This window comes from Sedimentitalea sp., from assembly GCF_039973035.1.
In the GTDB taxonomy this organism is placed as follows: Bacteria; Pseudomonadota; Alphaproteobacteria; order Rhodobacterales; family Rhodobacteraceae; genus Sedimentitalea.
Genome location: NZ_JBDWLR010000060.1, coordinates 232,356 through 257,709 on the forward strand (window position 1 = coordinate 232,356; position 25,354 = coordinate 257,709).

Annotated in this window: 23 protein-coding genes; 14 read left to right on the top strand and 9 right to left on the bottom strand. The window is 59.0% G+C overall.

What is annotated here, in order from left to right; all coding sequences use genetic code 11:
- Positions 1-22: 22 nt before the first annotated feature.
- Entirely contained in the window at positions 23-1,507 is a 1,485-nt protein-coding gene (locus ABJO75_RS15530) for an aldehyde dehydrogenase (protein ID WP_348134414.1), read from the bottom strand.
- Positions 1,508-1,683: 176 nt separating this feature from the next.
- Here ABJO75_RS15530 and ABJO75_RS15535 point away from each other — a divergent pair, with 176 nt between their 5' ends.
- The 5 genes from ABJO75_RS15535 (at position 1,684) to ABJO75_RS15555 (ending at position 7,055) form a co-directional block, all read left to right on the top strand.
- Complete coding sequence (locus ABJO75_RS15535; protein WP_348134416.1) at positions 1,684-2,493, top strand: IclR family transcriptional regulator; 810 nt, start codon at positions 1,684-1,686, stop codon at positions 2,491-2,493.
- Positions 2,490-3,836: an aminotransferase class III-fold pyridoxal phosphate-dependent enzyme gene (locus tag ABJO75_RS15540; RefSeq protein ID WP_348134418.1), complete on the top strand. Its 1,347-nt coding sequence runs from the start codon at positions 2,490-2,492 to the stop codon at positions 3,834-3,836. Before ABJO75_RS15535 ends, ABJO75_RS15540 begins: the two co-directional genes overlap by 4 nt.
- A 147-nt stretch (positions 3,837-3,983) precedes the next feature.
- Positions 3,984-4,919, top strand: coding sequence for a tripartite tricarboxylate transporter substrate binding protein (locus ABJO75_RS15545; protein ID WP_348134420.1), 936 nt, complete (start codon positions 3,984-3,986; stop codon positions 4,917-4,919).
- Positions 4,920-4,979: 60 nt separating this feature from the next.
- Complete coding sequence (locus ABJO75_RS15550; protein WP_348134422.1) at positions 4,980-5,516, top strand: tripartite tricarboxylate transporter TctB family protein; 537 nt, start codon at positions 4,980-4,982, stop codon at positions 5,514-5,516.
- Between the two features lie 6 nt (positions 5,517-5,522).
- Positions 5,523-7,055, top strand: a complete 1,533-nt coding sequence (locus ABJO75_RS15555; protein ID WP_348134424.1) for a tripartite tricarboxylate transporter permease — start codon at positions 5,523-5,525, stop codon at positions 7,053-7,055.
- A gap of 142 nt (positions 7,056-7,197) precedes the next feature.
- Here the strand turns inward: ABJO75_RS15555 and ABJO75_RS15560 are convergent, their stop codons facing one another.
- Together ABJO75_RS15560 and ABJO75_RS15565 are read right to left on the bottom strand one after the other, a co-directional pair.
- Entirely contained in the window at positions 7,198-7,470 is a 273-nt protein-coding gene (locus ABJO75_RS15560) for a DUF6522 family protein (RefSeq protein WP_348134425.1), read from the bottom strand.
- A 113-nt stretch (positions 7,471-7,583) separates the two neighbouring features.
- A complete protein-coding gene (locus ABJO75_RS15565; RefSeq protein ID WP_348134427.1) occupies positions 7,584-8,288 on the bottom strand; it encodes a 5-formyltetrahydrofolate cyclo-ligase in 705 nt (234 codons plus the stop codon).
- Between the two features lie 116 nt (positions 8,289-8,404).
- On the opposite strand from ABJO75_RS15565, the gene ABJO75_RS15570 reads away from it, so the two are divergent.
- Positions 8,405-8,833: an Rrf2 family transcriptional regulator gene (locus tag ABJO75_RS15570; RefSeq protein WP_348134429.1), complete on the top strand. Its 429-nt coding sequence runs from the start codon at positions 8,405-8,407 to the stop codon at positions 8,831-8,833.
- Between the two features lie 28 nt (positions 8,834-8,861).
- On the opposite strand, the gene ABJO75_RS15575 is transcribed toward ABJO75_RS15570, so the two are convergent.
- From ABJO75_RS15575 to ABJO75_RS15590, 4 genes are all read right to left on the bottom strand, one after another.
- Positions 8,862-9,320 (bottom strand): universal stress protein, encoded by a 459-nt coding sequence (locus tag ABJO75_RS15575; protein ID WP_348134431.1) that lies wholly within the window; start codon positions 9,318-9,320, stop codon positions 8,862-8,864.
- Positions 9,321-9,332: 12 nt separating this feature from the next.
- The gene (locus ABJO75_RS15580; RefSeq protein WP_348134433.1) at positions 9,333-11,171 is read right to left on the bottom strand and encodes a glycine betaine ABC transporter substrate-binding protein; all 1,839 of its coding nucleotides are present in this window, start codon (positions 11,169-11,171) and stop codon (positions 9,333-9,335) included.
- Between the two features lie 13 nt (positions 11,172-11,184).
- Positions 11,185-12,753, bottom strand: coding sequence for a BCCT family transporter (locus ABJO75_RS15585; RefSeq protein WP_348134435.1), 1,569 nt, complete (start codon positions 12,751-12,753; stop codon positions 11,185-11,187).
- Between the two features lie 327 nt (positions 12,754-13,080).
- Positions 13,081-13,977, bottom strand: a complete 897-nt coding sequence (locus ABJO75_RS15590; protein ID WP_348134437.1) for a LysR family transcriptional regulator — start codon at positions 13,975-13,977, stop codon at positions 13,081-13,083.
- 101 nt (positions 13,978-14,078) lie between these two features.
- On the opposite strand from ABJO75_RS15590, the gene ABJO75_RS15595 reads away from it, so the two are divergent.
- The 8 genes from ABJO75_RS15595 to ABJO75_RS15630 all read left to right on the top strand — a co-directional run bounded on the left by ABJO75_RS15595 (position 14,079) and on the right by ABJO75_RS15630 (position 22,944).
- Positions 14,079-15,386, top strand: coding sequence for an FAD-binding oxidoreductase (locus ABJO75_RS15595; protein ID WP_348134439.1), 1,308 nt, complete (start codon positions 14,079-14,081; stop codon positions 15,384-15,386).
- Positions 15,383-16,543 carry an FAD-binding oxidoreductase gene (locus ABJO75_RS15600; protein ID WP_348134441.1) on the top strand — a complete coding sequence of 387 codons (1,161 nt, stop codon included), beginning with the start codon at positions 15,383-15,385 and terminating at the stop codon, positions 16,541-16,543. The genes ABJO75_RS15595 and ABJO75_RS15600 overlap by 4 nt, the downstream gene beginning before the upstream one ends.
- Before the next feature lie 13 nt (positions 16,544-16,556).
- Positions 16,557-17,270 carry an SDR family NAD(P)-dependent oxidoreductase gene (locus tag ABJO75_RS15605; protein WP_348134443.1) on the top strand — a complete coding sequence of 238 codons (714 nt, stop codon included), beginning with the start codon at positions 16,557-16,559 and terminating at the stop codon, positions 17,268-17,270.
- 48 nt (positions 17,271-17,318) lie between these two features.
- On the top strand, positions 17,319-18,860 hold the full coding sequence (locus tag ABJO75_RS15610) for an ABC transporter substrate-binding protein (RefSeq protein ID WP_348134445.1): 1,542 nt from the start codon (positions 17,319-17,321) through the stop codon (positions 18,858-18,860).
- A 55-nt stretch (positions 18,861-18,915) separates the two neighbouring features.
- A complete protein-coding gene (locus tag ABJO75_RS15615; protein ID WP_348134447.1) occupies positions 18,916-19,854 on the top strand; it encodes an ABC transporter permease in 939 nt (312 codons plus the stop codon).
- The gene (locus ABJO75_RS15620; RefSeq protein ID WP_348134449.1) at positions 19,854-20,759 is read left to right on the top strand and encodes an ABC transporter permease; all 906 of its coding nucleotides are present in this window, start codon (positions 19,854-19,856) and stop codon (positions 20,757-20,759) included. The genes ABJO75_RS15615 and ABJO75_RS15620 overlap by 1 nt, the downstream gene beginning before the upstream one ends.
- A complete protein-coding gene (locus ABJO75_RS15625; RefSeq protein WP_348134451.1) occupies positions 20,756-22,552 on the top strand; it encodes an ABC transporter ATP-binding protein in 1,797 nt (598 codons plus the stop codon). The genes ABJO75_RS15620 and ABJO75_RS15625 overlap by 4 nt, the downstream gene beginning before the upstream one ends.
- Before the next feature lie 95 nt (positions 22,553-22,647).
- Positions 22,648-22,944, top strand: coding sequence for an SH3 domain-containing protein (locus ABJO75_RS15630; RefSeq protein WP_348134453.1), 297 nt, complete (start codon positions 22,648-22,650; stop codon positions 22,942-22,944).
- A 262-nt stretch (positions 22,945-23,206) separates the two neighbouring features.
- Here ABJO75_RS15630 and ABJO75_RS15635 read toward each other — a convergent pair whose 3' ends face one another.
- Positions 23,207-23,986, bottom strand: a complete 780-nt coding sequence (locus ABJO75_RS15635; protein ID WP_348134455.1) for an IclR family transcriptional regulator — start codon at positions 23,984-23,986, stop codon at positions 23,207-23,209.
- A 9-nt stretch (positions 23,987-23,995) separates the two neighbouring features.
- Positions 23,996-25,354, bottom strand: coding sequence for a TRAP transporter large permease (locus ABJO75_RS15640; protein ID WP_348134457.1), 1,359 nt, complete (start codon positions 25,352-25,354; stop codon positions 23,996-23,998).

A 25,354-nucleotide genomic window follows, 5' to 3' on the forward strand; every position in this document is an offset into this window, starting at 1 on the left:
TCGATCCTCCCCGATCGCTCAATTACAGCTTGATCCAGGCCGTTTTGAGATTGATGTATTTTTCCAATGCGTGCAGCGACTTGTCATGTCCGTTGCCTGATTGTCCGACACCACCCAGCGGGACGGTCCCATCCGCGCCGCCATATGTGTTCACGTGCATCACCCCGGTTCGAACATCCCGCACCACGCGATGCGCGCGCGACAGGTTCGATGTCCAGACCGCCCCCGCCAGCCCATAGACCGTAGAATTGGCGATGCGGATGGCGTCCTCCTCGGTTTCAAATGCCGTCACCGCCAAAACCGGACCAAAGACTTCTTTCTGGGCAAGCGTTGCGTCAGGCGTGACCCCGGTGACAATCGTCGGCTCCATGAAATAGCCGCCGGTTTCCCGCAGGATCCGGTTGCCACCCATGATGATCTGACCACCTTCGGCGGTGGCGGTTTTGACAAAGCCAAGGTTCTGGTCAAGTTGCCTGTCCGAGTTCACCGCACCAATGGCGGTTTTCAGGCTGAGCGGATCACCCACCTGCATACCTTTGGCAACCTCGGCGACCTTGGCCACGAATTCATCGTGAATGCTGGCCTCGATCAGCAGTCGTGACCCGGCGACGCAGACCTGCCCGGCGTTGCGGAAAATTCCATGCGCTGCAACCTTTGCCGCTTCGTCCAGATCGGGCGCATCCGCAAAGATGATGTTCGGGGATTTGCCACCCAACTCCAGATAGACCCGCTTCATATTGGACCGCGCCGAATACTCCATCAAACGTCGTCCGGTGCCACCTGATCCGGTAAAGACCAGAACGTCCACGTCCATCGACAGCCCCATCGCCTCGCCCACGACCGCGCCTTCGCCGGTGACCGCGTTTAAGACCCCGGACGGCAACCCGGCTTCATGCGCCAGTTCTACCATGCGCATCAGCGACAAGGACGCTGTTTCCGCCGGCTTCAACACCACGGAATTGCCCATCGCGAGCGCCGGGCCCAGCTTCCATGCGCCGATCATCAGCGGGAAATTCCAGGGGATAATCGCCCCGACCACGCCGACAGGTTCCTTGTGGATCAGGCCCAGAACGTCACTCTGGGTCGGGGCGATCTCGCCATAAACTTTGTCGAGCGCCTCGGCATAGTAGCGGATCGTGCCAGCGGCAGACCCCGGCTCGGCCTTGATGGCCATGCCGATTTCAGTTCCGTTGTCACGCACGCCCAGTACGGCAAGTTCCAGCGCGTTGGATTCGATCAGGTCCGCCCATTTCAGCAACACCTTCTTGCGCGCGGCTGGCGGCTGCCCCGCCCATCGCCTGTCGTCAAAAGCGGCACGGGCCGAGGCAATGGCAGACTCCATGTCCGCTGTCGTTCCTTTGGCAATCGTCGTCAGCACCTGTCCGTCAAGCGGTGAGAGCACATCCATAGTTGCTCCGTCCGATGTCGGCACCTGCTTGCCATCGATCAGATGTAATTGGGGGGAAACGGGGCGCGCCCGCAGCGCATCAATCTTGCTCTGATCCATCGGTCATGCCTCTTTTCAACTTATCCAACGCGCCGCTTTTTTAACGGCGCAGCGCATCAAAATCGCGGTGCAATTCATGAGGTTCACATTGTGAACCTCTGGTATAATAAAAAGTTTGCCTTGTTAATTTAAACATGTCAAACTCTTTTTAGATTCTCCAGGAGCTTGAAAGCCTCGTGTCATCCGCGGTCAAAACCATCGCCCTGCTGTCGCATTTTTCGCCAACCCGGCCGGAAATCGGGCTGTCAGAGCTGTGTCGGCTTGCTGGTCGCGACAAGGCGTCAACGCACCGGTATCTGCAGGCGCTCGAAGAGACGGGGTTTGTCGAGCAGAACCCGCTGACCAAATCCTATCGCCTCGGCCCTGTGGTCCTGCAACTGGCACGAACCCGCGAACTGACCGTCCCGCGCAAGGCGGGTGCCGATGCTGTGATTTCGCGCCTCGCGGATGCGACGGGTGAAACAACCCATGTGTCGGTGTTGTCGGGTTCAACCGTGTATCCGCTGGCGTCATGTGAATCCTACAAGCACAGCACAAGGGTCATCATCGATGTCCTAACCTTCCCCCTGCACGCAACCGCATCAGGTATTTGCGCGTTGGCCTTTGGCCCGGCAGACCTCATGACAACCGCCGTCGCAGACATGCCAGCGTTCACCGTAGACACTCCGACGACATCCGATGCGCTGGAGCGCGAGGTGCAAATGGCGCGCGAGACAGGTTTTGGCCGATCCGAACGTGGCTATGAAGACGATGTCTGCAGCCTTTCAACGCCAATCTTCGATCAGACAGGTCATTTTGCCGGGGCCGTTTCGGTGGCAAGCGTCGCCACCCGGTTTACCGCCGAACAAGAGCGCGACATTCAGCGACACCTGATCGGGGCCAGCCGGGAAATCTCGCATAACTGGGGCGGCAAAGTTCCCGCTTCCGTAGAATCTGTGTGGAGTAAATCCATTGCAGAACAATCCTCTAGGGAATCTACTTCATGAAAGACTCGAACTTCCTTAAAGAACACAACGCCCGCATGATGTGGCATCCTATGACCTCGCCAAAGGACAGCATCGACAATCCGCCAAAGATCATAACTGACTCCAGCGGGGTCAGTGTCACCGATATCGACGGGCACACCGTGATCGATGCGGTAGGTGGGCTTTGGAACGTCAATCTCGGCTATTCCTGCCAACCCGTCAAAGATGCCATTGCGGATCAACTCGCCCGACTGCCGTATTATTCGACATTCCGGGGCACCTCCAATGATGCTGCAATCGAGCTGTCCTATGAACTGAATGACTTTTTTGCGCCCGATGGAATGCAACGCGCGTTTTATACGTCGGGCGGTTCGGATTCCGTGGAATCCGCGCTGCGCCTTGCGCGGCAGTATCACAAGCTGCGTGGCGAGGCCGGGCGCACCAAGTTTTTGAGCCTCAAGAAAGGCTATCACGGAACCCATGTCGGCGCGGCGAGCGTCAATGGAAACGCCAACTTCCGCAACGCGTATGAGCCGCTGTTGCCCGGCTGTTTCCATATTCCGGCCCCCTACACCTATCGCAATCCCTTCAACGAAACCGACCCCGAAAAGCTGGCGCAGCTTTGTGTGGCGGCACTTGAGGACGAGATCGCGTTTCAAGGGGCCAACACCATCGCCGCAATGATCATGGAGCCGATCCTCGGCGCGGGCGGTGTCATCCCGCCCCACAAATCCTTTGCGCCAATGGTTCAAGAGATCTGCAACCGAAATGGAATCTTGCTGATCACAGACGAGGTCATCACCGCCTATGGGCGGACCGGCGCATGGTCGGGCGCGCGGCTGTGGGGCATCCAGCCCGACATGATGTGCACGGCCAAGGCGATCACCAACGGGTTCTTTCCGTTTGGCGCGGTCATGATCGGCGAGCGGCTGGTCGATGTGTTCGAAGGCAACGCCGACGCCAAGATCGCGCACGGCTATACCTATTCCGGGCACCCGGTCGGGGCTGCGGCCGCCCTTGCCTGTCTGGCTGAAACCAAACGGTTGAACGTTATCGAAAACGCTGCGGCGCGGGGCGCACAGATGTTTGACGGTTGCAAGGCGCTGCAGGACAAACACGACATCATCGGCGACGTTCGGGGTGGGCATGGTCTCATGACGGCAATCGAAATGGTCAGCGACCGCGCCAGCAAAAAACCCATCGACGGCGCGAGCACCGCAACTGTGCAAGAGGTCGCCTATCAATCGGGCGCCATGATCCGCGTCTCGGGTCCGAATATCATCCTGTCCCCGTCGCTGGTGCTGACCGAACAGGACGTTACCAAAATCCTTGCCGCACTCGATGCTGGCTTTGCAGCCGTGTGAGGAACTGGCGACTGACACCGTTTACCCCCTGCCGTAACGCTTAGACATCGGCAGGGCGTCGTCGCACAAATCTGGCTCGCGCGTTCAACCACTAAAAAAGTCTACGAGTATGTTAACCTAAACCAACACCACAGGGAGTACCATAAAATGAAAAAAACAATACTTTCAGCTGCTTGCGCGGCCATTGCTTTTGCCTCCACGGCATTTGCCGAATACCCGGAAAAACCGGTTTCGTTTATCGTGCCATGGCCTCCGGGCGATCTTGAGGATGTCCTCACACGCATTATTGCCAGCGAATTTCAGGAGATGTACGGCGTTCCGACGGCCGTGGTGAACAAGCCCGGCGGCGGTGGCGGCCCATTCCCCGGCGCGGTGGAAGTCGCGACCGCACCCGCGGATGGCTATACCATCGGGTCGTTCGTGACCGATGTACCGATTGGCGGTCCAAACATCGGCATTCCCGAACTCACACCGAACCCGTTTGAACCTGTCGGCATCTTTCTCACCTATCCGTTCGTGATCGCGGCCAGCAAGTCTGCGCCGTTTTCGAACTGGGAAGAACTAACCGCGTATGCAGCGGAAAACGATGTGGCTCTGGGTCATTTCGGATCCTTCCTGCCGCCCACACAGGTGACATTTGCCGCCGCTGTTGAGTCAGGCTTTGACTTTGCGTCCGAAGCGGCGTTTGACGCACTGGATTGCAACACGCTGGCATCGGGTGACGTCGATGTTATCAACACGACGCTTCAGCTCATTCTGCCCTGTCTTGATGACGTAAATGTTTTGTTGAGCATCGGCAGCGAGCGCATCTCGCTGACCCCGGATTCGCCAACTGTCAGCGAAGTCCATCCTGAGCTGGGTCTTTCTCTCTGGAACGGTCTGTTCGTGCGCAAGGATGTTCCGGCAGAGGCCCGCGAGAAAATTTCGACTGCCGCGCAAAAAGCGCTTCAATCGGACAAAACGCAGGCCATGATCGAAGAGACAGGTGCGTTGATCTACTGGCAGGATGCCGAAGAGTCGCGCGCCCAGATCGAAGCTGACACGGCGACCATTGCCAATATCGAAAAGCTGCTCGGCGAATAGACACCCCGGGCCGCGCCGGAGATACATCTGGCGCGGCCCTCTCAACAGGTGGCAAAACCAATGATTGCACGCACGCTTCAAGATATGTTCAAGCGGTACCGGCGGCCCGGCGACGTTGTGTTTGCCGTGTTCTTTCTGGCGCTTTCGATCCTGCTGATTTCTCAGCTCGGCGAACAGACAGAAGTCGCCAAGCGCACGAAATGGTATGCACAACCCGCGCTTTGGCCCAAGATTTCCCTTTATGCTATGTGTGCGTTTGCTTTTTTGCACTGGCTGAGCTCCGCGATGTCACCGCGAATTGCCGGTCGCTGGACCGAAGTCGCCCTGTGGATGCGCGGATTTGAATACGTCGCGTATTTTCTGATTTACGTGCTGGCGGTGCCCAAGATCGGATACCTGCCATCCACGGTTCTGTTCTGCGTCTTCCTTGCGTTTCGCACCGGCTTTCGCGACATGCGGGCATTGTTGGCCGCCGCTGTCTTTGCGGTTGGGGTCGTCATCGTGTTTCGCGGAATCCTGGCGGTCAAGATCCCGGCGGGTGCCATCTACGACTACCTTCCCGACGCAATCCGCTCTTTTGCACTCATCTATCTGTGAGGGGTCATGGCTGATCTGATTTCCGGTCTCGAAATCCTGCTTCAGTGGCAGGTTGTAGTCGCGCTTTTGGTCGGCTCCATCGGTGGCGTAATCATCGGAGCCCTTCCCGGCGTCGGGGCGGCTGTCGCCATCGCGATCCTGCTGCCTGCGACCTTTTCCTTTCCTCCCATTGTCGGCTTGACGCTCTTGCTCGGCATCTATGGCTCTTCGATGTATGGCGGTGCCATTCCTGCCATTCTGATCAATACGCCGGGTACAGCGGTCAATGCCTTGACCACCTATGACGGCTATCCGATGACCAAACGCGGTCAGGGCCACCGGGCGTTGTCACTGGCCTATTCCGCCTCGTTCTTTGGTGGCATCTTTTCGATCATCTGCCTGATTGTCTTGTCGCCGGTTCTGGCATGGGTCGCGCCCCAATTCGGCAGCCGCGAGATCTTCCTCGCAGCGCTTCTTGGCATTGTGCTGGTTGTGCTCGCCCACAGGGGGCAGGTCTTTGCCGCCGGAATGCTGGCCGCGTTTGGTATTTTCTTGAACACCATCGGGCTTGAGCCCGCCAAATACACCAACCGTTTCACCTTTGAGCAAAGCTGGCTGACCTCCGGTATTGATCTGATCGTCGTTGTCCTTGGCCTTTTTGCTATCGCACAGGCGTTTCTGCTGCTGCTTGAAAAGAACCACGTGCCAGAAAGCGCGCGGGTCGAGGGCAGCATTTTCACCGGACTAAAGGAATTGCTTGGCATCAAACGCGTGGCATCCGTGTCATCCGGAATCGGCGTTATACTGGGAATGCTGCCGGGAACGGGCGAGTTTACCTCGCAATTCATGTCCTACACCTATGCGCAAAAGACCTCCAAGAACCCTGAAAAGTTCGGCGATGGATCGCCCGAGGGTCTGGTCGCCTCTGAGGCTGCCAACAACGCCGTTCCCGGCGCCGCAATGATCCCATTGCTGGCGCTTGGCATTCCGGGCGAGGCGCTGACCGCGATGATGCTGTCGGTGTTCTACGTTCACAATGTGATCCCCGGCCCGCAGCTCTTTCAGAACCAGATGGATTTTGTAATGGCGATCTATATGGCGCTCTTGCTGCTGAATGTGATCGTACTGGTCTTTCTGCTGTTTTCGACCAACCTGCTCTTGAAGGTTGTCCAGATCCCGACCCGGTTCATCGGCATCGTTATCCTGACGCTCTCTTTTGTGGGCGTCTACAGCCTGCGCAACTCGATTACGGATTGTGCCATCGCCGCCGGGTTCGGTGTATTCGGGCTGATCCTGAAACGGCTGGATCTGCCAATTGTTCCGATCATACTGGGAATGGTTCTGGGTGGTATCATGGAGGTCAAGCTGCGCAGCTCCATGGCGCGGGTCAAGGAGCCACTTGATTTCATTGACCGGCCCATCGCCGCAATCCTGTTCGGGCTGATTGTTCTGGTCATTCTGCTGCACTTCAGGACGCTGTATTTCGAGTTCCGCAACAAGCTGCGCCCCCAGCCAGATCAGCCCACGCTGGATGCCGAACATCCGAACCAGCAAAGCTAGCACGTCCGCAACGGCGCTTTCGACCAACTCCTGAAAGCTGGGGGATCGGGCCCCCGATTACCGATCTCGCATGTCGCGACAGTCTATGGTGAACCGGTTCAGTTCTTGGAGCGAGGCGGTGTCTGTCTGAGCCATTCAGACATCATCGGCCGGGTCGTCGCCCTTTTGAGACGGGGAAACTGCTGCGCGACAGGATCTCGCCACCTGAATTCACCACAAGTCGCAGGGCCCGCCCCTCCCGATAGAACGTCAGACGCGACTTTCCGGCATCCTCTCCGACGCCGGTTTCGCTTCGGCTGGTGATATCACCATTTCGCATTTCCTCTGGGATGGTTTCAGGGGCGACGCCAAACGCCGAGCCCAGCAATTCTGCATCGACGACAAAGCCTTCGGCGGAAACGGAAATCTGACTCATCTGCGCGCCTAGTTTGGTTGCGGTGGTAAACTGGTGTTCTCAGTGTTCATTTATATACCTAACCCGACGCGGCAAGATGCTGGGTATTCTGACCGCAGTCAGGACCTCCGGACTCAGCTCGCCCGTGTAACCTGCACCCCTTGCTCGGTCAGGATCAGATCAAGCGCGATGTCATGGGGTTGCGGATAGATCGTGGCCAGCTTGGACGACTGGAACCCTATCCCAACCGCAATTGGTTTCCGTGTCACTGCTGCCAGCGTGCGGTCGAAATACCCCCCGCCATAGCCGAGCCGATATCCGTCGCTGTCCCAGCCGACCAGCGGGGCCAGAACCAGATCGGGCATAACGATCGGTGCATCGGATGGCGGCACCGGGATGTTCCAATGTCCACGCACCATCCTCGTCTGCGGCGTCCAGCGGCGGAACACCAATGGCGCTGCTCGCGTCTCGACCAGCGGCAGGGCAATGTCGACGCCGGTCTCGCAGAGTTCGTTCATCAGTGGTCTCAGGTCCGGCTCGTCCTGTATCGGCCAGTAAAAGGATACGACAGGCTGCTCTGATCGCCGCAGGCGGTCCTCCACAACCCTGCGCAGCCCTGCCATCAGCGCGTTCGCGATCTCTTTGCGCTCTGCCGATGCCAGTACTTTGCGCGCCTCTCGCAACCGGGCCCGCTCTGATTTGCGCCACCGCGCCACGTCCCGTGCCTGGCCGGGATCCACGGCAAGTGGGTCAAAGTAATCCGGCGCAATCTCCGAAGCCAGGCACGCCGGCGAGGAAAAACCGCTGCGGCAGCTAAAGTTGTCTGGATCGTTTCCCATCGATTTCTCCCAACCGGCAAGGTCGCGCGCGCAGGCAGGTTGGCGACTTTCGAACTTCAACACAATGCCTATGCCTGTTAATAGGTACTGTAAATACCAATTCATGGATGCACGATATGCGGCTGACTTCTTTCACCGATTACGGCCTGCGGATACTGATGCGACTCGCAAGCGATCCGGACCAGGTTTTTTCAACCACGGAACTAGCCGAGGAATTTGGTGTCTCGCGTCATCACCTGACCAAGATCATGCAGAAACTGGCCAAGGTCGGGATCGTCCAAACCCGTCGCGGTGGCGGTGGCGGGGCGATATTGGTACGGCCACCGGCGGATCTCGGACTGGGTGAAATCGTCCGCATCTTGGAAGAAGGCAAGGTGCTCGTTGAGTGTTTCGAGACCGGAGGAGACTGTAACCTTGATGGACGATGCGGGCTAAAAAGCCGCCTAAGACTGGCTGAAACGGTCTTTCTCGCTTCGCTCGACCGCTCAACCCTCGCGGATGTGGCATTGGCGTCTCCGGGCAATGTCACGGCGGCCGTGCGTTAGCCTAAGGACACGACCATCCAGCCCTATCTCATTGGTCACGCACGACCGTCACCGAGCACGTTGCGTGGCGCACGATCCGGGCGGCGTTGGTGCCAAGCAGGAAATCGGTGGAACGCGGTCGATGCGCGCCAAGGACGATCTGATCGACATCCAACTCCTTTGCCACCTCCAGCACTTCCTCATAAACGCTGCCGTGCCGGGCAAGGGTCTTGAAGGTGACGCCATCTGGGATCTGCTCGCTGGCCACATCGTTCAGATGCGCCACCGTCGCCTGCAGCGCCTTCTTGATATCCCACTCTTCCGAGCCACCGGTTTCGCCGCGGATCGCATAGCGCCAGTCAAGACCGGCCAGCATTTCGGGTACCACCGTCATCAAGATGAGTTCGGGGTCCTTCATGGTGTTCCACTGCTTGACCGCGCCCGCAAGCACGGCCTTGGTGTTTTCAGGGGATCTCAGATCAATCGGAACCAGAATCCTGTTTGGCATGTTTGCTTCTCCTCAGCGATATTCCGGCCGGACTAACAGCCAGCCCAACCAGATAAAGAACCCGACGAGGACCAGGCTCAGGATTGACGTGCCCGGGGACGGGTTGAGCGCAGCCGGGGGTTGCGGCAGTTCCGGTGCAAGCGAAGCGGCAAGCGGCAAGGCCGGATCGACCGCCAGATTACCCGGAATCGACGCGTTGAGCGATTTCACCGCAGAGGCCGTGATTGGTTTTAGTTCGACCACCACTGCGGCTGGACCCTGATCGCCAACGACATCACCCTTTTGGGGTGCAGGACCGGCAAGCACAAGCTGCGTTCTCAGCGTCTCGACCGGTGTTAGCTGGCCGGTATAGGTGTTCGCCGCAATCCGGGCTTCGCGCAGGAACGGATAGCGCACAAGGTTGGCACCGTCGCTCCAGCCTTCCAGCGAGAACAGCCGCTTGCTGCGATCAGACATTGCTGCCGCAACAGCTGGGTCACCATCGACAGTCATAATCAACGCGGCATCTGCCGTGCCGTCCGTGACCGCCGCAAGCACTTCGGCGGTGCCGCCCTCGACCGGAACCGCCTCTGCCGACAGGCCCAGACCATCAATCACCAGCGCGGCAATCCGTGCAGACGAACTTCCTTCGCCACCAACAGCGATTGTCGTGATCTCGTCAAGCGACGACACCGCGTCACGCTGACCGATCAGATGCAGGACACTCTGCCCCACAGCGGCCACTGCCTCATAGTCAGACGTGCGCGACGGGGCGGGGTTGGACAGATCATAGAACGCTTCGGCACCGACCAGCGCCAGACGTGCATCGCCGTCACCAACTGTTGCCAGTGGATTGTCGTTGTCCTGATATTGTGCGTCACGACCGGTAAAAGCCTTTTGCACCGCACGCAGAACCAGCGCCCCTTGCGGACTGTCGGCAAAGTTGGCCTCGGTCGCGATCACCAGCGGATCCTGCGCTTGCACTGCACCGCCATCTATCAGTTCCATCCGTGCCAGTGCATCGCGCGCCACCGCACGGGGGGAGCGCCCTTCCAGATCGACACGCCCGTTCAGCGATTGGATCATATCCGGTGTAATTTTGCCGGCGAGTGCCGAAACAGCCGGAGCAAGCTGAGGATAGCGAGACAGAACCTCGGCCCGGGCAATCGGCAATGCGTCATAGATCGGGAAGAAGTTCAGATCGTCCTCAAGCAGAACCAGACCATACTCGGCGATCTGACCGTCGGTGGTATAGACCTCGGCGAGTTCCACGTCGCCGTTCAAAAGCTTATCATAGACTTGCTCGCGATTATCCAACGGCACGACATCGACGTTGCCGAAATTCATGCCATAGCGTTGGGTCATGGGCTCAAGCCCGTCCAGAGGACGGATTGTGAAATCGTCATCGACCGCGATGGACAGGTTTGCGGCAGAGGGAACGAGATCAGAGATCGACTTAACGCCAAGCTCACTTGCGAGGTCCGCGCGCATCGCGATGCCATAGTTGTTGGCAAACCCGAACCCGTCCAACCATGTCAGCCCCAGCGGACCATACAATTCTCTTACCCGCGCGGTCGCCTGGGCACCATCGCTCATCGGGTTCTGGCCCAGCATGACTAGCCCAGTGCCGTTGTATTCCGGATAGATATCGACAGACCCTTCCTTGATCGCCGCCATGATAGACGGGGTTGTGGGATAATCGACGATTCCAGACGTAGGCACCCCCTGTTCTTCGGCCAGGGCCAGGATCATCTCGGCCAGAATTCGGCTTTCCGAGAAGTTCTTGGCCCCGATCCTAAGATCAGGTGTTCCGTCATCGCACGCGGTGAGAAGGAACGTCAGAGAAAAGATAATCGCAAGAAAACGTTTCATGGTCGTCCCTCCCCTATTCCGCCGGCGGCGTGGCACGGCCACGTCCGACGCCCTCGCCCCGTGCTTCGATCGGTTTCGGCGGTTTGACCTCGTGCTTGATCTCGCGGAAGAAACCGACGAGTTGCAACAGCACGATTGCCGTGAACGGGATCGCACCGGTCACCGCCATCGCCTTGGCCACCGCAACTGACTCCGAAACCAGCGTGCCGACTGTCAGGGCCGCGATCAGCGTGCCCCAGACCATCTTTTGCAGGATCGGCGGGTTGAGATTGCCATCAGTGGTCATCATCGACAGCACAAAGGTCCCTGAATCCGCCGAGGTAACGAGAAAGATGAACATAAGCGCCACGGCCAGCGTCTGCATGACTTGTGCTGCGGGGAAATATTCGAGGAACGCGAACAGCGCCTTGGTCGCATCCTCAAAGATGATTTCCTTGAGCCCGCCGCCACCGAACATCTCGATGTAAAACCCGGCACCACCGAACACGGCAAACCAGAGCATCGAGAAGATGGTTGGCACAAAAATGACGCCCATACAGAATTCGCGGATCGTTCGACCTCTGGATATGCGGGCCACGAAAATACCGATGAATGGCCCCCACGCGATCCACCAGATCAGATAGGTCAGCGTCCAGCCTGCGGACCAGCCGCCCAGATCCTCGAACGGGAACAAGCGGAAGCTCATGGTAATGAGGCCCGAGAAATAGTTGCCGACCGAGTCGATGAACACCTCGAACAGGAATCGCGTCGGTCCGGCGAACAGCACCATCAGCATGATTGCGATGGCGATCACCATGTTGATGTTCGACAGGATCTTGATGCCCTTGTCGACGCCCGTCGTGGCCGACAGCATGTAACAGACGAAAAGCACCCCGAGGATGATCATCGAGGTGGTTACGGTCTCGTCAAAGCCAAAGGCATAAAAGGTGCCCGAGCGCACTGCGAGCGTACCCATTGCCAGTGATCCGGCCAGCCCGAAGACCACCGACAGCACAGCAAGGATGTCAGCGGTCTTACCCATACCATCGCCAAGCGCGCCGCCAAACACAGCCTTGATCGGCGTCGAGATCATCGAAGGTTGGCCTTTGCGGAAAGTGAAATAGGCGATCACCAGCGCACAGACCGCGTAGATCGACCAGGCATGAAACCCCCAATGCAGGTTGGTAATGACCAGAGCCTGGCGGGCGGCCTCCATGGTTTCACCTTCCATCCCCGGAGGAGATACGAAGTGATACATCGGCTCTGCAGGCCCCCAGAGCAGCAGGCCAGAGCCCATGCCCCCCGCAAACAGCATGGCGATCCACGACACCGTCGAAAATTCAGGTTCTTCGTCGTCGGCGCCAAGGCGGATATGACCATAGGGGCCAAAAGCAAGGTAAAGCGACAGGAACAGGAACATCGAACAGACCAAGAGCCAGGCCCAACTGACCCCGGTCAGCATGTAGTTCACGAACCCCAACATCGATCCGGTCATGCTGTCGGGGTCGACGATACCCCAGATGCCGATCCCGGCACAGATGGTCATCGATACGACAAAAACGAAGTTAACGTTTATACCCCGCTGGTTCGGATCATCCGACATCGCGCCCTCCACGGCTTACCCTGTTGACCTAGAGTAAAGCTGAAAAAGCGGTATTAATCTACCCCGGCGAGATCCCGGTCGGTGCCGATACACCCCAGCGAAGCTACAGAATCCAAAGCTGCGCGGGCCTGATTCAGCCAGTTTATCACCTCATCCCGCGTTTTTTCGGGCGCATCCAGATGGTCTGAATTATCGTGACATTTCGCGTCTCCGGTTGCCTTGTCGACCCTCGATGCGCAGCTCTCGTGATGTGTTTTCCCGGTTCGTTCCACATGGAACTGAATCGAATCACGACCTGAAAATTGGCGTGCCTCTTGTGCGTCTGCATCACTCTGTTCGATGTCGGTCTACCAGCTCTTCGAAAGTCTGGATCAGTTCTGTGCATTCGCTGCTCAGACGCGCGCCGATGGATTTGATGACGGAATACTCAAACCGCTCGCCAGACAGGAACGGGCGCGACAGACCGCCCATCTGTTCATGCGTTTCCGCAGTGAACGGATCAACCAAAGCGACGCCAAGACCACGCAGAACCATCACCGAAACGATATGCGACAGGTAACTGCGAAAACGCACCAGCGGCGGGTTTGCCATCCCCGCGAACAGCCGATCCTGATTGCGGCCCGTTTGGGTCGAGTCCTCGAACCCGACAAGGTCCTGCCCGGCAAGATCCTCGACTTGGATCGATGGCTTGTCCGCCAGCGGATGATCGGTCGGGGCAATGAACCGATAGGGCAGCTCTCCTGCGCAGATCAGGTCGGTTTCGAACTTGTGGTGGGTTCGCATGCCAAATCCGACCTGACACTGTCCGAGCGCAACCTGACGCACCACCGGCAAGGTCGTCATCGACAGAAAGCTGGTAGTCAGTCGCGGTTGCTGACGGTGGAGAACCGCGACTGCCTCAGGCAGAGCAGTCAGTGCAAACACCGGCGCGGCGGCCACCGTTATCGTCGACCGCTGGCCGCGTTTGATCTGTTCGGCGGCGCGTTCGATCTGTTTCAGACCGACCAGATTGCGTTCGACTTCGGTCCAGAACTCATGCGCCTCGGGCGTTGCAGTGACGCGACCGCCATGACGGGTGAACAGGCTAAGGCCCAACCGATCCTCAAGGTCGCGGATTTGTCTGCTGATGGCAGGCTGTGAGACCCGCATTTCTTCTGCGGCACCAGAGATCGTGCCACAGCGCATGACTTCTCTGAAGGCTTCGAGGGCGCGTTGGCTAAGCATGTTCTCCATAAGGTTTTGTTATAGCGGTCAAACGAACATCTATTTGACTTATACGCGCCCAGTTTCGTCAATGTAAACATGACATCACAGGAGCAAACCCAGTGACATCGACACCATCCGGAACCGACAGCCCTGCCCCCTTGCCGAAAACCGCAGACGTGGTTGTGATCGGCGGCGGCGTGGCGGGCGTGTCCACCGCGTTGTTTCTGGCGCGGCGTGGCGTATCCGTGGTGTTGTGCGAAAAGGGACGGATCGCGGGCGAACAATCTTCGCGCAACTGGGGATGGATCCGCAAGATGGGCCGCGATCATCGTGAACTGCCGCTGATGATCGAAAGTGCTCGCCTGTGGGAGCAATTGGCCGGCGAAATGGCCGAGGACATAAGCTATCGCAAATGCGGAGCAACCTATCTGGCGCGAACACCCGCCGAGTTGCAGCGGCATGTCGACTGGCTGGAACGCAACGCAGATTTCGGGCTGGATTCAGCGCTGTTGACCGAGAATGAAACCGACAGGTTTCTGGGCCGGAACGATCAGCAATTTATGGGTGCGCTGCACACGGCGTCGGACGCAGTGGCAGAGCCTGCCCTCGCGGTTCCTGCGCTAGCGCGCCATGCCGAGGCACAAGGCGTTCGCATTGTTGAAAACTGCGCCGTTCGCACCATCGAGCACTCTGCCGGGCGGGTCAGCGGGGTCATAACGGAACGAGGCCGCATTGCTAGCACGAATGTCGTGCTGGCCGGTGGCGTCTGGTCACGCGGGTTTCTGGAAAATTTCGGCGTGTCCTTTCCCCAGCTCGCGATCAAGTCCTCTGTCTTGCGGACCGCCCCGGCCACCGTGCCCTGCTCAGGGGCCATCGGGTCGGAACGTGTGTCGATCCGGCCCCGCAAGGACGGAGGTTTTACCGTGGCCCGCAGCGGCGCGGCAGAATTTCAACTGATCCCTGCCGCATTCCGGTATTTTTCCGATTACCTGCCAATGCTGCGCGAGCGCTGGCAGATCATGAAGATTCGTGCGGGACGGCAATTTTTCGGCCCCCTCGGCACGACGCGATGGGGTGCGGATGACATCAGCCCGTTTGAGCGTGTTCGGGTATTTGATCCGACCCCGGACAAGACCCTGCTTGAGGATGTCATGAAACATGCGCGAGAGTTGTTTCCCCAATTGTCGGGGGTGGCCCCGGTCGAAAGCTGGGCGGGGATGATCGACGTGGTGCCGGATGAAATCCCAGCCATTGGACCGGTTGCCGGGCATGACGGGCTGACAGTCGTTACGGGACTGTCAGGCCACGGGTTTGGCATTGGCCCGGGCGTGGGACTGCTGGCGGCTCAGATCGTCACTGGCGAAACACCCATCGTAGACCCGGCGGCCTTTTCACCTGCACGGTTCAACCGAGAGGCCGCAGCATGAGCAATCCCGATGTCCTCGTCATTGGTGCAGGCATAACCGGAACGACCGCAGCCCTTGCCTTGGCCGAGGCCGGTGTGTCGGTAGAGGTTATCGACCGCTACGGCCCTGCCGCGATGGCCTCGGGCTGGACACTGGCAGGTGTGCGCCAATCCGGGCGCGATCCGGCAGAGTTGCCGCTGGCGCAGGCCGCCGTCGCGCTGTGGCGTGAACTGGACGAACGGCTTGAGGCAAAGACCGGCTATCGGCAAACCGGCAACCTGCGTCTTGCGCGCACCCCGGCAGAGGTCGAGATCATACGCGCACTTGTCAGTGATCAAAGCACCGCCGGTCTGCCTCTGAAACTATTGTCCGACATCGCAGATATCCGCGCAATTGCCCCCGGCCTGTCTGACGCGGTCATGGCGGCATCATGGTGTGCCAGCGACGGACAGGCCGACCCGGTTGCAACGGTTAATGCCTATTTGGACATGACATCCAAACTGGGTGTGCGACGTGCCATGGGCGAGGCCGTTCAAGACATCACCGTCGAAGGCGGGCGGGTTTCGCGCGTCGTAACCAACAAGCGTCACCTCTCGCCCGGTGCGGTCATCGTCGCGACAGGAACCGAGGTCAATACTCTACTCGATCCACTCGGCTGGACGATACCGTTGAGGCGCCCGGTCGTGACCGTCCTGCGCTCGGCCCCCTGCGAACCGGTGCTGGCCCCGGTGTTGGGCGTCGCCAATGCGGACATGGCGGCACGACAAGAGGTATCGGGACGTTTCCGCGTTACCAGCGGAGCCGATGACTGTTCGGGCGCCGTATGCGAACGCGACGGACGACCTGTCATACGACCCGTCGCGCAGCGCGTAATGGAAACGATTGCAACCGTCAGCACGGTGCTGCCCGCCTTCGGAGAAGCAGAAATAGATAGCATCTGGGCCGGGGCATTAGACCTGACGCCAGACGGGTTGCCGGTGATCGACCGCCTGCCCGGCGTGCAGAACTTCATTGTTGCGGCAGGATTCTCCGGGCACGGGTTCGGGATCGGGCCTGTCACCGGCCCTCTGGCTGCTGACCTTGCGCTGGACCGGGCTCCGAGCCTGTCGCTGGACGCGTTCGGGTTCGAGCGGTTTGCAAAATCCACCGCATCAGCACCACTTACATTGCACGGATGAAAGGGAATTCACCATGATCGACCCAACCGACCGCGTGGTCATGATATCCGGCGGCAACCGGGGCATCGGTCTGGCCATTGCACAGGTCCTGCATTCCAAGGGCTATGCCGTCAGCGTCGGAGCGCGAGATCTTTCCACGACCCAAGAGGCCCTGCGCGATCTCGCCGGACCCCGCTTGCTTTGCGCAAGATACGAGGCAGGCGATCGCGCCAGTCACGAGGCCTGGCTCGCCGCGACGCTTGATAAATTCGGGCAACTGGATGCGCTCGTCAACAATGCCGGGACCAGCAACACGTTTTCGATCGAAGCAGGCGACGAAGCCGATCTGGACGCTCTGTGGACGATCAACGTCAAGGGGCCGCTGTTTCTCTCCCGTATATGCCTGCCCCATCTCAAGGCTGCAGGGTCCGGGCGCATCATCAACGTGGCCTCTCTGTCAGGCAAACGTGTGCGCAACGAGAATATTGCTTACAACATGACCAAACACGCCGTTCTGGCGTTGACCCATGGCACACGACGCATCGGCTGGGACCATGGCGTCCGGGCCACCGCCATCTGCCCCAGCTTTGTTGCGACGGATTTGACGGCTGACGTCACCAAGGTCAGCCAAGCTGAAATGATTGATCCTCTGGATCTCGCCGAACTCGCGGCAACCGCGATTGCCTTGCCGAATACCGCCGCCATGGCGGAAATGCTGGTAAATTGCCGACTGGAGGATACGCTCTAACCATTACGAACAAGAAACAAGAAACGACCCAACAGAAAGGACATACTCATGAATAGATTGATAGGACTGGCCTGTGCCGGAATGGTCTCGGCCAGCGGTGCCTTTGCCGCCGGCACCACATTGAATGTTGGCATGGGCAGCGCCGATGCCGGGAAGCTGGACCCGCACGTGGCGACGTCGACCCCCGACAAGGGCTTGTTGCACTGGATGTTCAACGGGTTGGTGCGGATCAAACCGGGTCAATCGAGTCCGGAATTCATCGAGCCCGATATCGCCGAAAGCTGGACCTCGTCCGAGGACGGTCTGACATGGGTCTTCACGCTGCGCCAGGATGTCGACTGCCATGGCGACTACGGTGGGATCGACGCGGCGGACGTGGTCTATTCACTGAGCCGTTCGGCCAACCCTGAACAGTCGTCCTTTGCCAAGGATTTCGCCGCCTTTGACAGCGTTGAAGCGACCGGCGACTATGAAGTAACGATCAAGCTGAAGAACCCGGTGCCAAGCCTGTTGGGCATGTTAGTGCCCTATCACGGTGGCAATATCGTCTGTCAGGATGCGGTCGAGGCGTTAGGTGAAGAATATCAGCGCACCCCGATCGGCACTGGCCCGTTCATGTTCGACGAATACCAGCCGCAGCAATACGTCAAGCTGGTTGCCAACCCCGAATATTTCCGGGGTGAACCCAAGATCAAGGAAATCTTCTATCGCTATATCCCGTCAGATGCCTCGCGCGATCTGGCGTTCCAGTCCGGCGAAATCGACATGATTTACGGCAAGCAAGAGCAGACATGGTCCGAGCGGATCAGCAAGCTGCCTAACACCAAGGTCACGGTGATGAAGCCCGGCGAGATGTCGGTACTTCATCTGAACATGACCATGCCGCCGCTGGATGATGTGCGGGTGCGCAAGGCATTTGCCCACGCCGTCAACCGCGACGCGATGGTTCAGTTCAAGGGGCCGGATGTCACGCTGTCAGCGATCTCGCCAGTGCCCGAAGGCAACATGGGCTACACGGATCAGGTGCCGACCTATGAATACTCGATCGACAAGGCCAAAGAGCTTTTGACCGAAGCCGGGTATCCCGACGGGGTCACGATCAAGGCGATCCACACCACCCTGCCCGGAATGCTGTCAACTATGGAAGCCGTGCAATCGATGCTGCGCGATGCTGGCATCAACATGGAAATCGAAACCGTCGAACATGCGACGTTCCATGAACAGATCCGCAAGGACATGAGCCAGGTCGTGCATTACGCCGCCGCACGCTTCCCGGTTGCTGACGTGTATCTGTCGCAGTTCTTCCACTCTGACGCGACGGTGAACACGCCGACGGCGGTTGCCAACTTCTCGCATTGCGCGGTGGCGGACGATGATATCTCGGGTGCACGCGTCGCCACCGATCCGGCCAAGCAGGCCGAGATGTGGGCCAGCGCACAGGCAAAGATCATGGAAGAAGTCTGTGCCGTACCTGTGGTTCAGAGCCTGCAACTCTGGGCGTGGAACGACAATCTTGATCTCGGCACCGAAGTTGTCGGTTCGCTGAACCTGAGCCCGCCGGTCACCGAAGAAGCGTTCTTCAAAGACTGACCGAAACCGTAACAGGCATCGGACCACATGGCCCGGTGCCAACAAGGCGGGTGACATGACTGCATTTGTTCTCAAACGGCTCGGCTTTGCCGTGATCACGCTGTTTGCGGTGCTGACCATCGTGTTCTTCATCGTACGCATCCTGCCGGGTGACCCGGCCATGGCGATCCTCGGCGATCAGGCCAGCCAAGAGGCGCTGATTGCACTGCGCCAGCGGCTGGGGCTGGATCAGCCATTGATCCTGCAATATTTCGATTTCTTGCGCGGCGTCATGGTTGGCGACTGGGGCGTCTCGCTGGTATCCGGGCGACCGGTGATCCAAGAAATTGGCAAGGTGCTGCCCGCGACACTTGAACTGACGCTGGCCTCGCTGGTTCTGGGCGCGGTAGTGGGCATCCCGCTCGGCGTCTGGTCGGCGGTTAAACGCAACAAGCTGCCGGATTACGTGACGCGGATGGCGTCCCTGCTGGGACTGTCGTTTCCGGCCTTCGTATCGGCGGTGCTGCTGCTTTTGGTCTTTGCCATTCATTTACGCTGGTTCCCGGTGATCAGTTCAGGTCAGGGCGACACGCTCGGCGCGCGGTTGCAGAACCTGGCGCTGCCGGCGATCAATCTGGGACTGATCATGGCGGCTTATATCACCCGAGTGACCCGCTCGGCGATGCTTGAGGTTCTGAACCAGGATTATGTGCGCACCGCCCACGCCAAGGGGCTGGCCTTTGCGGTCATCATCCGTCGCCACTGCATGCGCAACGCGATGATCCCGGTTGTTACTGTTGTGGGCCTGTATCTAGGTATCCTGATCGGCAACTCAGTCTTGACCGAAATCGTCTTCAACCGCCCCGGGCTGGGCAAACTGATCATCGGGGCGCTGAACCAACGCGACTATACCATGCTGCAGGGCATGATGGTGATCTACACGCTGATCGTGGTTCTGGTGAACCTGCTGACCGATCTCACCTATGGGCTGATTGACCCGAGGATCAAATACTGATGGCACATCCAAATTCTCCTCCGACCCTGTCGCGCGGTGCCTATCTGCGCCGATCTCTGGCCGTTGCGGGCGACGGAATGCTGCGCGCCTTTAACACCAACAAGACCTCGTGGGTCGGGCTGGGCCTGTTCCTGCTGGTGGCGCTGATTGCGCTGCTTGCCCCATGGATCGCGCCCTTTGACCCGCTGGACCAGAACGTGTTGAACCGGCTGAAACCACCCTCGGCGGAACATTGGTTCGGCACCGATTATTATGGGCGCGATACCCTCTCGCGGATCATGTGGGGTGCGCGGATCTCGTTGACCATCGGCATTCTGGCAATTGGTGCGGCACTTGTGATCGGATCGGTGATCGGGCTGGTTGCCGGGTATATTGGCGGGCGCACCGATATCATCATCATGCAAACCATGGATGTGTTGCTGGCCTTTCCCTCGCTGATCCTGGGTCTGATCGTTGTCGCCATGCTGGGGCCATCGGTGGCCAATCTGGTGATTGCCATCGCACTAACCTCGATCCCGCCTTTTGCCCGCATCGCCCGAGCGCCAACGATTGCGGTCAAGAACCGCGAATTCATCGAGGCCGGACGCGCATTAGGTTATTCCGATAGTCGCTTGATGTTTGGTCATATTTTGCCAAATATCGCACCCGAAATTTTGGTCATGGGTTCGCTTTGGCTTGCGACCGCGATCCGAGTCGAAGCTTCGCTGGCCTTTGTCGGGCTGGGGGTCAGTCCACCCACCGCGACATGGGGCGGCATGATCCGCGAGGGGTTCGAAAACATCCTCGACAGTTTCTGGCTGGCGCTGTTCCCGTCGATCGTGATCCTGATCGTTGTTTTCGCCCTAAACCTTTTGGGCGACGGGCTGCGCGATGCGCTGGACCCAAGACTGCGGGGTGAAGGATGAGCGTGCCACTGCTGTCAGTCGACGGGCTGACCACTTCGTTCCGGGTTGATGGCGCATGGCTGCCGGTGATCCGCGATATCAGTTTCGACATTGACCGCCGCGAGACGGTTGCGGTGGTTGGTGAATCCGGCTCCGGAAAATCGGTCACCGCACTATCGATCATGCAACTGATCCAGAAAGACATGGGGCGCATCCAAGGCGCGATCCGGCTGGATGGCACGGACCTGTTGCAACTGGACGACGCGGCCATGCGCAAGGTGCGCGGCAATGACATCGGAATGATCTTTCAGGAACCGATGACCAGCCTGAACCCGGTGTTGAAGGTAGGCTTTCAAATCGCCGAAGTGCTGCGCGAACATCGCGAGATGAGCATGGCACAGGCCAATGCCGAAACCCTGCGCCTGTTCGATCTGGTGCGCATTCCTGACGCCAAACGCCGCGCCAACGAACATCCACACAGCTTTTCAGGCGGCATGCGCCAGCGGGCGATGATTGCCATGGCACTGGCCTGCCAGCCCAAGCTGCTCATCGCAGACGAGCCCACAACGGCGCTGGACGTGACGATCCAGGCCCAGATCCTAGAACTGATTCGCGACCTGCAGGCTGAGACCGGAACCGCCGTGATGTTCATCACCCATGACATGGGCGTGGTGGCCGAAATCGCCGACCGGGTGGTGGTGATGCTCAAGGGAGACAAGGTCGAGGAGGCCCCGGCCGCCGAGCTGTTTGCGGCGCCTAAACAAGGTTACTCCAAGATGCTGCTCGGGGCGGTGCCGCGCCTTGGCAGTCTGGGCGACAGCGCTACGCCACGGCGGTTTCCCAAGATGGACCTGACTGGCGCGGGAGCGGAGCCTGCGAACGAACCGGACACCCGCGGCGACGTCATTCTGGACGTCAAAGGGCTGACAACACGGTTCCCGATGCGCGGCGGGCTGCTGGGCCGGGTCAATGGCAACGTCCATGCGGTCGAAGATGTGTCTTTCAACGTCCGCGCCGGTGAAACGCTGGCGCTGGTCGGGGAATCCGGCTGTGGCAAGTCGACAACCGGTCGCTCGATCCTGCGGTTGGTCGAACCGGCGGCTGGCGAAATCCATTTCGAGGGGCAGTCCCTGATGCAGGCCAGCCCAGAAGAGATGCGTCAGGTCCGGCAGAGGATGCAAATGATCTTTCAGGACCCTTATGGCTCGTTGAACCCGCGCAAATCGGTCGGCGCTGCCATCGCCGAACCGCTGCGGGTTCACGGGTTGGCACAGGGGGCCGAGATCGAGGCGCGGGTGGCCGAATTGCTGGACCTCGTGGGCCTGCCCCCCGAACACGCGCTGCGGTTTCCGCATGAATTTTCCGGCGGCCAACGGCAACGGATTTGTATCGCGCGCGGATTGGCGTTGAACCCCCGCCTGATTGTGGCGGACGAGTCAGTTTCGGCGCTGGATGCGACGATCAAGGCACAGGTGGTGAACCTGATGCTGGAGCTGCAACAGAAACTGGGCGTCGGGTATCTGTTCATCAGCCACGACATTGCCGTGGTTGAACGGATCAGCCACCGGATCGCGGTCATGCTGTTGGGCGAGATCGTCGAGATCGGTCCCCGCGCCGAAGTGCTGGCCAACCCGCGCCACCCCTATACGCGCAAGCTGATCGAAGCGGTGCCTGTACCGGATCCGTCAATCAGGGGCCGTCGGCGCACCCTGATCACTGACGAACTCAAAAGCCCAGTGCGACCGCTGGACTGGACCCCGCCCCTGCGCACAATGGAACAAGTGGGGCCGGATCACTTTGTCGCCGGGCATTGAAACAGCCAAGAACAGTGTTTGAAGTGCCAATCCTGTTGAATGCCACAGGAGCAAACGCCTAGACTGCGCCCGAGGCAGAACAACAGGAGAGAAAGATGCGCAGAGCCGTCATTGCCGCGCTAGCGGCAACCGTTCTGGGATCGATCGCCATGCAGGCAGACGCCGGAGAAACCGGATTGCATGAAGTCATCGGCGTTGAGGACGACGACATGCTGAAAATGCGCGCCGGGCCGGGAACCGGGTACAAGATCCTGCTGGGCCTTCCGAACGGTACGGTCGTTCGCCTGCACAGCTGCGATCAGACCGGAAGCACGCGATGGTGCAAGGTCTCGCTAAAACAATCGCGCGGGGTCAAGGGATATGTTTCCTGGGCCTATCTGCAGAAAATCTGAGCCCGCGATTGTTCCGGTGCAGCGGTGGTAAAGCATCAGTGTGCAGGATTCATGGCAAGGGCTGATCCTGTTCGGCATTCGCTCTGCGTGCGAATGTGGCAAGCGCCGCCTGATCCGTAGAGCTCAGGACACATCCAACGAACTTCGCCAACCGGCCCTCCAACGGCTCACAAAAACTTAGCGCATAGTAACCGATCCGCATGAAGCAGAGGATGCGCTCACTCTGATAGGGCAAAGACACCCAACCAACTTCAGAACAGTGTCAGTCAGTCAGCAGTGACGACAGGTGACGTGCAGCCTCTTTGAGCGCGTCCAGATGTTTGTGCGCGTCTTTCATCGAAAGACGCTGCACCGGCGCGTGAAACGAAAGTGTCGACACCAGCCGCCCATTGGCCTCGGCAATCGGCACACCGATGGCGATCATACCTTCCATGAACTCTTCATCATCGATCGAATATCCCAGTTCGCGCACGCGTTCGATTTCTTCGGTCAGCCGCTCCGGCGTGGTGAGGGTCCGGTCCGTGAACTGTTCGAACTTGGTCGCATGGGCATAGCGTTCAAGATGCTGTGGCGTGAGAGAGTTGAGGTACAGCTTGCCGCTGGCGGTGCAATAGAACGGAACCCGCGTCCCAATCGGCAACTGAATCCTCAGCGGCCATTTGGTTTCGACACGGTCAATATAGATCATGCCATCCCGTTCGGGCAGCGCGACGTTGCAGGTTTCGCCGATCTGTTCACCCAGACGGGTCAGGATCGCCACACGTGCGGTCCGGATGCGCAGTGATGACAGGATACCCGTCGACAGCTTGCGCATGCGCTGGCCCGGTGAATAGCCACGCCCGTCAATGTCTCGCTGAATGAATCCTTCGGTTTCCAGCGTGGCAAACAAGCGGTGTATCGTGGGTTTGGGCAGGCCCAGAGTCTGGTTGACCTCGGTCGGGGTTACGGGAACCCCTGCCGAGGCCATTTCTTCGAGAACCATCAACAGCCGAAGATTGGTCGGAATGTTACCTTGCTCAGCGGTGTCTCCGGTTTCGGCCATTTACAGTCTCTATAGTTGCGGCACCAGCATCAGCGCCAATTGCGGTACCATCGCCACGAGGAACCATGTTCCGATCAGCGCCACCAGATAGGGTACAGTGTATTTCAGCAATCGGAAGTATGGAACACCGGTCACACCAGATGCGACATAGAGGTTCAATCCGTATGGCGGCGTAATGAACCCAATCGATGCACCCACGAGGAAGATCACCGAAAAATGCACTGGATTGATACCAACCGACGCGGCAATCGGCGCCAGAATGGGGGCAAGGATGATGGTGACAGGCAAGGATTCAAGAATCATACCCGACACGAACACGATCGCCATGCTGGTCAGAAGAACCGCATAATAACCGCCCATCCCGGTGACGAAATCACCGATCACCTGCTGTGCGCCTAACAGCGACAGGTTCTGCTGCATCACCACCGATACACCGATCAGCGGCGCAAGAATGCCGGTGATCTGGGCAGAGCGGACAACAACCGATGGGATCTCGGTGAATTTGAACCCTCCTACGACGAGCATATCGGCATAGGTCTTTTCATTGACCGGCGTATTCTCGTCATTCTTCATCATCTTGTTAAGCGGATAACAAATCACGCCGACGATCAGACAAAACCCGACGGTCACACCCGCCGCTTCGGTGGGCGAGAATTTTCCGGTATAAATGCCCCACAGCACAAGGCCGATGGCAAAGAAACCCAGCCACGCGCCAAATCCCGTTTTGAGAATGCGGTTAAGGTTCAGCGGAATGATGTGCCCCCAGCCGTTCAGACGGCACAGGATCCAGCAGGCGAACTGCATCGCGAACACCATCAACGCGCCGGGCACGATGCCCGCGATGAACAGGTCCGAAATCGACAGGTTCATCAGGTAGCCGTAGACGATAAAGATGATCGATGGCGGGATGATGATCCCCACGGTACCACCCGCCGCCGCCGTCGCAGCCGAGAACCGCTCGTCATAGCCGCCCTTGACCATTTCCGGGTGCAACATTGACCCGATGGTTGCGGTCGTTGCCGAGTTTGACCCCGAGATCGCCGCAAACAACCCGCAAGCACCGATTGAGGCCATCGCAAGCCCGCCGCGCAGCCACCCAAGACAGGAATAGGCAAAATCGGACAGGCGTTTGGCGATGCCGGATTTGTTGATCAGGTCACCGGTCAGGATGAACAGCGGCATGGCCAACAGCGCAAAGCCGTCGGTGAACACGTCTGACAGGGCAGCGCCCACATTGTCGAGCGTCTGACCCAGCACAAAGGTGGTGCCAACCACCCAATAGGCAATGATCAGGAATACAGGCACACCCAGCATGAACAGAAAGGTGACGCCCAGCGAAATGAATGTGATGATGGTGCTATCGGCCAT